We start from the raw sequence: 6,956 nt of genomic DNA, 5'->3' as shown, positions 1-6,956 counted from the left end.
GGTTTGTCAGCAGTCTGAGGGCGACCAGTGGTCGCCCTCTTGCTGTCAGCTTGTTACTGCTGGCTGGTGGTGGTCACTCATGGCGCTCCGCCCAGCGAGCAGCCGCCTGTTCAAGCAGGGCGACTTCGCCTTGCTGGATCAGCGGTAGCAGATCGTTGACCTGTTGCTCCGGCCAATCCCACCAGGCGAGAGCCTGTAGCCGGGCAATCTCCTCCTCGCCAAAGCGCATCCGCACCACCCTGGCCGGGGTGCCAGCCACCATGGCATAGGGCGGCACATCCTGATTGACCAACGAGCGGGCGGCGATGATGGCGCCATCGCCGATGGTGACGCCGGGCATGATCATCGCCTCCATGCCGATCCAGACATCGTTGCCGATGCGGGTATCCCCCGCGGGGCGGTAGCTGCGCTGGAGAGCCGCCAGATCGGCGAACGGATAGGTGCTGATGAAGGCCGTGTTGTGGGTGTGGTTGCCCCCCATGATGATCTTCACCCCGGCGGCAATCTGCACATAGTCGCCGATATGGAGCTGGTCGATATGCCACAGCGGCTCCCAGCCGGTGTCCGGGCTGCGGCTGAAGGGATCGCCATGGAGGTAGCGCACTGCCACCTCTTCGAAGGGGCCATCCCAGGCGCCCGAGTAGTAGCTGTGCTGCCCCTTGAGGCAGATATTGGGATTGGTCACCGTCAGGTGCAGGTATTCGACCTGCGACCAGTGTTGGCAAGTATTCATGTTGGTACTCCTGTGCTGAATGGATCGGATTGGTTGCGTGCGCTTGAGTGCAGCTAATAGATCCAGACCAGCATGCGGGGCACGCAGAGCAGGGAGCAGCCCAGCATCTGCGGGAGGCATGGTCGCATTGTGAGGGGCTCCAAAGAAGGGGGGGAAGGGCGCGATCATAAGATCTGGCGCCGGGTTTGCCAAGGTTGCGCAGAGATCCTGCACTAACCCTCTGGTTGATATTTATTCTCAATTAGCCATGATAACACTCCCACTCTGACGGATTCGGGAGAGAGAGATGACACCGCAAAGTTGGCAACGATACATGCTGGAGGCGGAGCGTGCCTGGCAGGCCGGTTCGCTGGGGGCGGCGATCTGTTTTTATCAGCAGGCGCTGGGGGATGTTTACGAGATGACCCAGGTCGAGTTGACTGAACTGGCCACCATGCGAGTCGCCACCTGTCACCGGCTGGCCGACTTCTGGCGGGCGATGGATGAGCCGACTTATGAGCTGCGCTACCTGAAACTCGCCTCCGAGCTGGTCACTGCGCTGGTGCCGCAGTGCCCGAACCGGGAGTGCGAGGCGCTGATCAGCGAGCTGGGTTGCTGCCGTGGCGCCCTGCTCGCCTTCCTCAAGCGCCACCCCAATCCGGAAATTGCCCGGCTGATCCAGCTACAGGACAAGGTGCAGGGCTGCGAGCTGATTGGCCGTTTTCGCCTCAACTGACCGGCGTTGAGCGGCAGCTCAGCCCCGCCGTTTGAGTTTCTGGGCGATGCGCTGTTGCGCCTCTTCCCCTTGCAGTGCCTGGGCGAAGGCGCGCGCCTCCAGATCGATAACGAAGTGTACCGCCTGTTTAAGCTCCTGTTTCAGCAGCGCCTTGCTCTTTTGCAGCGCTTTGGGCAGTTTGGCTGCCAGTTTCAACCCCTGCTCGCGGGCAAAGGAGAGTAATCCATCGGCTGCCACCACCTTGTTGGCCAGCCCGAGACGTAGCGCTTCCTCGGCATCAATCGCCTCGGCCAGCAGCAACAGCTCGGCCGCCTTGAGGTGCCCCACCAGACGTGGCAGCAGCAGGCTGGAGGCGAACTCCGGCACCAGCCCCAACTCGACGAAAGGAAGCTGCAAGCGGGCATTATCCGCCAGATAGACCAGATCGCAGTGCAGCAAAATGGTGGTGCCAATCCCCACCGCCGGGCCTGCAACAGCGGCGATCACGGGTTTGGGGAAGTCGACCAGAGTGTGGAGAAACTGCAGGATGGGGTCGTCGGGCTCCAGCGCGCTCTTGCCCATAAAGTCAGCCAGATCATTGCCCGCGGTAAAGCAATCTTGCTGCCCCTGTAACAGCAGGACATGTACCTCCTCATCGGTCGCCGCCTCTCGCAGCGCCACCACCAGTTGCTTATACAGTTCGGTATTGAGGGCGTTGCGCTTGTCGGGGCGGTTGAGGGTCAGGGTGAGCAAGCCATCCTGCTGCTCGGCGATGAGAATGGGGGCCATGTCTAACTCCTTGTTATTGAAAGGTGCACAAAAGGTTGCTGCTGGGGTAACCTTGGGGCCGTTTAACAACATCATAAAAGGATTTCAACCATGTTTAAACGTGCGTTTTATTCTCTGCTGGTTCTGGGGCTGACTGCGCCGGCACTGGCCAAGGTCGAGTCTGTCGACGGCTATGTGCGGCTGTTGCCGCCGGGCTCCCCCAACACTGCCGCCTTTATGGTGCTCAAGAATGATGCCGACCAGCCGGTCAAGCTGGTGGCGGCTGCCTCTGCGGCGGCCGGACGTGCCGAGCTACACACTCACTTGCACGAAAATGGCGTGATGAAGATGCGTCAGGTCGAGAATATCGAGATCCCGGCCAAGGGCGAAGTGGTGCTCAAACCGGGTAGCCTGCACATCATGCTGTTCGAGGTGGGCACGCTCGCCGAGCAGACCCCTTTCCCGCTCATCCTCACCATGGATGATGGTCAGCAGCTGGATCTGTCACTGCCGGTGAAGCCGATTGAGCCGATGGGCGACATGAAGCATATGAAGCACTGACATTTGTCGTCGCTTGTTCAGGATTGAGACTGGGTATTTTGGCTGCACCGAGTAAAATAGTGCTCTTTTCCATGTATGCAAGAGGAAGTGACGTAATGAAAAAGACGCTGATTGCCGGTTTTGTGCTGGCTCTGTGCAGCCAGAGTGCCATGGCCGCTGACGACTGGCGTTTTGCCGCCGGTGCTGATGTATGGGGCGCCAAGGGCAGTGGTCAGGCTTATGGCTCCAGCGCGGATGGCCGCTATGACGACAACTACAACTGGAACGGCTATCTGCAACTGGAGCACGGCATTATCTTCCTGCCGAACGCCAAGTTCGAGATCTCCGATTTCAGCACTTCCGGTGGCGCGTTCAAAAATGATCTGACCGCTTACGATCTGAGCCTCTACTACCGTCTGTTTAACAACGATCTGTTCAAGATTGACCTGGGTATGACCGGTCGTCACTACGATGGTGAGCAGGTTTATGTTGGTCGCAAGGGCTATGACAAAGAAACCCTGATGGCCTATGCCGCGAGTGAAGTGAAGGTCCCGGGTACCGGCATCTCTTTCTTCGGTGATCTGCGCACCCACGATGTAGACAACTATGACTACCGTCTGGGCGGTGCTTACAAGTTCTCCTCCATGCCTCTCAAGCTGCGTGCCGGCTGGCGTGAAGCCAAAGTCGACTTCGCCAATATCGATCAGTCTGTTGATGGCTGGTTTATGGGTGGTGAATTCACTTTCTAAGCAGCGAACGCTGAAACAAAAAGCGCGCCAAATGGCGCGCTTTTTTATATCGGGAAGAGGACGGGATTAACGGCCCAGCTTGGCCTTGAGCATGGCGATGATGTCGCCGATAGCCACTTCCTGCTTCTCGCCGGTGCGGCGGCACTTGTACTCCACCACGCCATTGTCCAGACCGCGATCGCCGATGACGATGGCGTGCGGGATGCCCAGCAGCTCCATGTCGGCGAACATTACGCCCGGGCGCTCTTTACGGTCGTCGAACAGCACGTCCACACCCGCCGCTTTCAGCTCGGCGTAGAACTGCTGTGCCTGCTCGGCCACGCGCTCGGACTTGTGCATGTTCATCGGCACGATGGCAACGAGGAACGGAGCGATGGCGTCCGGCCAGATGATGCCGTACTGGTCGTTGTTCTGCTCGATGGCGGCAGCCACCAGACGGGAAACCCCGATACCGTAGCAACCCATCTCCATGGTGACGGACTTGCCAGCTTCGTTCAGCACGCTCGCCTTCATCGCTTCGGAGTACTTGGTACCCAGCTGGAAGATGTGGCCCACTTCGATACCGCGCTTGAGCAGCAGCTTGCCCTGGCCGCACGGGCTCGGGTCGCCTTCCACCACGTTGCGCAGATCGGCAACTTCGTAAGAAGCGATGTCGCGATCCCAGTTGGCACCAGTCAGGTGGAAGCCGGTTTCGTTGGCGCCGCAGACGAAGTCCGCCAGGTGGGCGGCGCTGCGATCGACGATGATGCGACCGGCAAAGCCGACCGGGCCGATGGAGCCAGCGTCGCAACCGGCGGCCGCTTTGATCTGCTCGTCGTTGGCGAAGGTCAGCGGGTTGGCAACGCCAGCCAGTTTCTCAGCCTTGATTTCGTTCAGCTCGTGGTCGCCACGCAGTACCAGTGCGATAACGGCCTGCTTGCCGTGCTCATCTTCCTCTGCCAGTACCAGCAGGGTCTTGGCGATGGCGGTCGGTGCCACGTTCAGGAAGGCGGCCACTTCATCGATGGTGTGGACGGCCGGGGTGGCAACCTTGGTCAGGGCTTTGGTTGCGGCAGCGCGCTCACCAGCCGGTGCCAGCGCTTCGGCCATCTCGATGTTGGCGGCGTAATCGGAGCTATCGGAGAAGGCGATCAAATCTTCACCGCTCTCTGCCAGCACCTGGAATTCGTGGGAACCGGTACCACCGATGGAGCCGGTATCGGCCTGCACCGGACGGAAGTTCAGGCCCATGCGGGTGAACGCCTTGCAGTAGGCGGCGTGCATCTTCTCGTAGGTATCGACCAGAGATTCCTTGTCGATGTGGAAGGAGTAAGCATCCTTCATCAGGAATTCGCGGCCACGCATCACGCCGAAACGGGGGCGCACTTCGTCGCGGAACTTGGTCTGGATCTGGTAGAGGTTGAGCGGCAGCTGCTTGTAGCTGTTCACTTCGTAACGCACCAGCGCAGTGATCACCTCTTCGTGGGTCGGGCCCAGTACGAAGGGACGGTTGTGGCGGTCGGTCAGACGGCACAGCTCGGGACCGTAGTCATCCCAGCGGCCGGACTCCTGCCACAGCTCGGCGGGTTGTACCACCGGCATGGAGACTTCGACGGCACCAGCATTGTTCATCTCTTCGCGAACAATGTTCTCGATTTTTTTCAGTACCCGCAGACCGGTTGGCAACCAGGCATACATGCCGGAGGCCAGTTTACGGATCATCCCGGCGCGCAGCATCAGCTGGTGGCTGACAACTTCAGCGTCGGAGGGGGTTTCCTTGAGAGTGGAAAGCAGATATTGGCTGGTACGCATCGCGGTAGACCTTAGCTAGAACGGGCGCGGGGCCCAGGATAATTTCAAGGGCGGAATTTTAACAGGCTGGGCGTTATGGCCCAAGGGCTAAATTTGCCGCAACCAGAAAGGTGGCAACGCCCGGCAGATAGCCTGGGGCAATGACCATTGCAACAAGCAGGCTTTTTATGCCTGCAATTTGGCCGGATCTCCGCTAAACTCTGCCACCTTTTCTCGATGGCCATGGCTCTGCCGCGTTCATCACCCCCCATTTTTAGTACTTTTGGAGCCGCTCATGCCGTTAGTGGGACATCAACACCAGATCGAGATCCTGGAACTGACCGACAAAGGAGATGGCAAAGGACGCCTGTTCGACCGCCCCCTTTTTGTCGAAGGTCTGCTGCCCGGTGAGCAGGCGCTGGTGGAGCTGACCGAGGTCAAGCCGAACTATCTGCACGGCAAGGTCGCCGAGCTGCTCCAGCCCTCTGCCGATCGGGTTGCCGATTTCTGCCCTAACACCGAATGCGGTGGCTGTCAGGTGCGTCCGCTGGCCTATCCGGCCCAGCTCAAGCTCAAGCAGGCTTTGGTGCAGAGCGCACTGGAACAGGCTGGGCTGGGTGACACCCCGGTCAAGGATATCCTTGGCATGGAGAGCCCGTTCGCCTATCGCAACAAGGCGCAATATGCGGTGCGTGGCTGCGACGCCGGTGCCGAGATCGGTTTTTATCGCAAGCACTCCCACGATCTCATCACCGCCGATGACTGTGCGGTGCAGGACTCGCTGCACGTGGAGCTCAACGCCCGGGTGCGCAACTGGATGCGCGCGCACGACATCGCTGCCTATGACGAAGTGAACCACAGCGGCTGTGTGCGCAACCTGATGACCCGCAAGGGTTTCAAGAGCGGCGAGCTGATGGTGGTGCTGGTGACCCTGGGGGAGGCGCTGCCGTTCGAAGCCGAGCTGCTGACCGCTCTGAGCGATCTGCCGGTCACTACCCTGGTGCAGAACATCAACGATGAGCGCACCAACCGCATTCTGGGTGCGACCAACCGGGTGCTGCTGGGTGAAGGGGTGATCCGCGACAAGATCCACGAACTCGAGTTCGAGATCTCGCCCCTATCCTTCTTCCAGAACAACCCGACCCAGACCGATGTGCTCTACTCCAGCGCCCTCGAGTATGCCGAGCTGACCGGCAACGAGACGGTGTTCGACATCTATTGCGGTATCGGTACCATCTCCCTGTTCCTGGCTGGCAAGGCCGCCAAGGTAGTGGGGATCGAGTCGGTGGAGAGCGCCATCAGCGATGCCCGTCGCAACGCCGCCCTCAACGGCATCGAGCATACCGAATTCCACGTCGGCAAGGCGGAGCAGCTGATGCCTGAACTGCACGCCCAGGGTGTGACCGCCGATGTGGTGGTGATGGATCCGCCCCGCAAAGGCTGTGACAAGGCGGTACTGCAGACCCTGGTCGCTATGGCGCCCCGCCGTCTGGTCTATGTCTCCTGCAACCCGCAGACTCTGGCCCGCGACCTTGCCTGGCTGGTCAAGCAGGGCTTCGTGCTGGATGAGGTGCAGCCGGTCGATATGTTCCCGCACTCCATGCATGTCGAGGCTGTCGCTCGCCTGAGCTTGCCCGCCAAGAGCTGAGCATGACTCTCGCCCATAAAAAACGACGCCAGCTGGCGTCGTTTTTTTATCTCT

At 60.0% G+C, this 6,956-nt stretch carries 7 protein-coding genes; 4 read left to right on the top strand and 3 right to left on the bottom strand.

The window, feature by feature from the left end; translation table 11 throughout:
- Nucleotides 1-73: 73 nt before the first annotated feature.
- Nucleotides 74-733 carry a CatB-related O-acetyltransferase gene (locus tag BN1117_RS03630; protein ID WP_040094896.1) on the bottom strand — a complete coding sequence of 220 codons (660 nt, stop codon included), beginning with the start codon at nucleotides 731-733 and terminating at the stop codon, nucleotides 74-76.
- A 286-nt stretch (nucleotides 734-1,019) separates the two neighbouring features.
- On the opposite strand from BN1117_RS03630, the gene BN1117_RS03625 reads away from it, so the two are divergent.
- On the top strand, nucleotides 1,020-1,448 hold the full coding sequence (locus BN1117_RS03625) for a DUF2753 family protein (RefSeq protein ID WP_005335785.1): 429 nt from the start codon (nucleotides 1,020-1,022) through the stop codon (nucleotides 1,446-1,448).
- An 18-nt stretch (nucleotides 1,449-1,466) separates the two neighbouring features.
- On the opposite strand, the gene BN1117_RS03620 is transcribed toward BN1117_RS03625, so the two are convergent.
- On the bottom strand, nucleotides 1,467-2,216 hold the full coding sequence (locus BN1117_RS03620; protein WP_040094895.1) for an enoyl-CoA hydratase-related protein: 750 nt from the start codon (nucleotides 2,214-2,216) through the stop codon (nucleotides 1,467-1,469).
- 90 nt (nucleotides 2,217-2,306) lie between these two features.
- On the opposite strand from BN1117_RS03620, the gene BN1117_RS03615 reads away from it, so the two are divergent.
- Together BN1117_RS03615 and BN1117_RS03610 are read left to right on the top strand one after the other, a co-directional pair.
- Nucleotides 2,307-2,756: a copper chaperone PCu(A)C gene (locus BN1117_RS03615; protein ID WP_040094894.1), complete on the top strand. Its 450-nt coding sequence runs from the start codon at nucleotides 2,307-2,309 to the stop codon at nucleotides 2,754-2,756.
- A gap of 95 nt (nucleotides 2,757-2,851) precedes the next feature.
- A complete protein-coding gene (locus tag BN1117_RS03610; RefSeq protein WP_040094893.1) occupies nucleotides 2,852-3,484 on the top strand; it encodes a TIGR04219 family outer membrane beta-barrel protein in 633 nt (210 codons plus the stop codon).
- 66 nt (nucleotides 3,485-3,550) lie between these two features.
- On the opposite strand, the gene BN1117_RS03605 is transcribed toward BN1117_RS03610, so the two are convergent.
- Nucleotides 3,551-5,275 carry a proline--tRNA ligase gene (locus BN1117_RS03605; protein ID WP_040094892.1) on the bottom strand — a complete coding sequence of 575 codons (1,725 nt, stop codon included), beginning with the start codon at nucleotides 5,273-5,275 and terminating at the stop codon, nucleotides 3,551-3,553.
- A 274-nt stretch (nucleotides 5,276-5,549) separates the two neighbouring features.
- Here BN1117_RS03605 and rlmD point away from each other — a divergent pair, with 274 nt between their 5' ends.
- Entirely contained in the window at nucleotides 5,550-6,902 is a 1,353-nt protein-coding gene (rlmD, locus tag BN1117_RS03600; RefSeq protein WP_040094891.1) for a 23S rRNA (uracil(1939)-C(5))-methyltransferase RlmD, read from the top strand.
- Nucleotides 6,903-6,956 lie beyond the last annotated feature (54 nt).

Origin of the sequence: Aeromonas australiensis (assembly GCF_000819725.1) — a bacterium.
Lineage (GTDB): Bacteria > Pseudomonadota > Gammaproteobacteria > Enterobacterales > Aeromonadaceae > Aeromonas > Aeromonas australiensis.
Note: the sequence above shows the minus strand (reverse complement) of the source record. Positions and strands in the feature narration are given on the sequence as shown.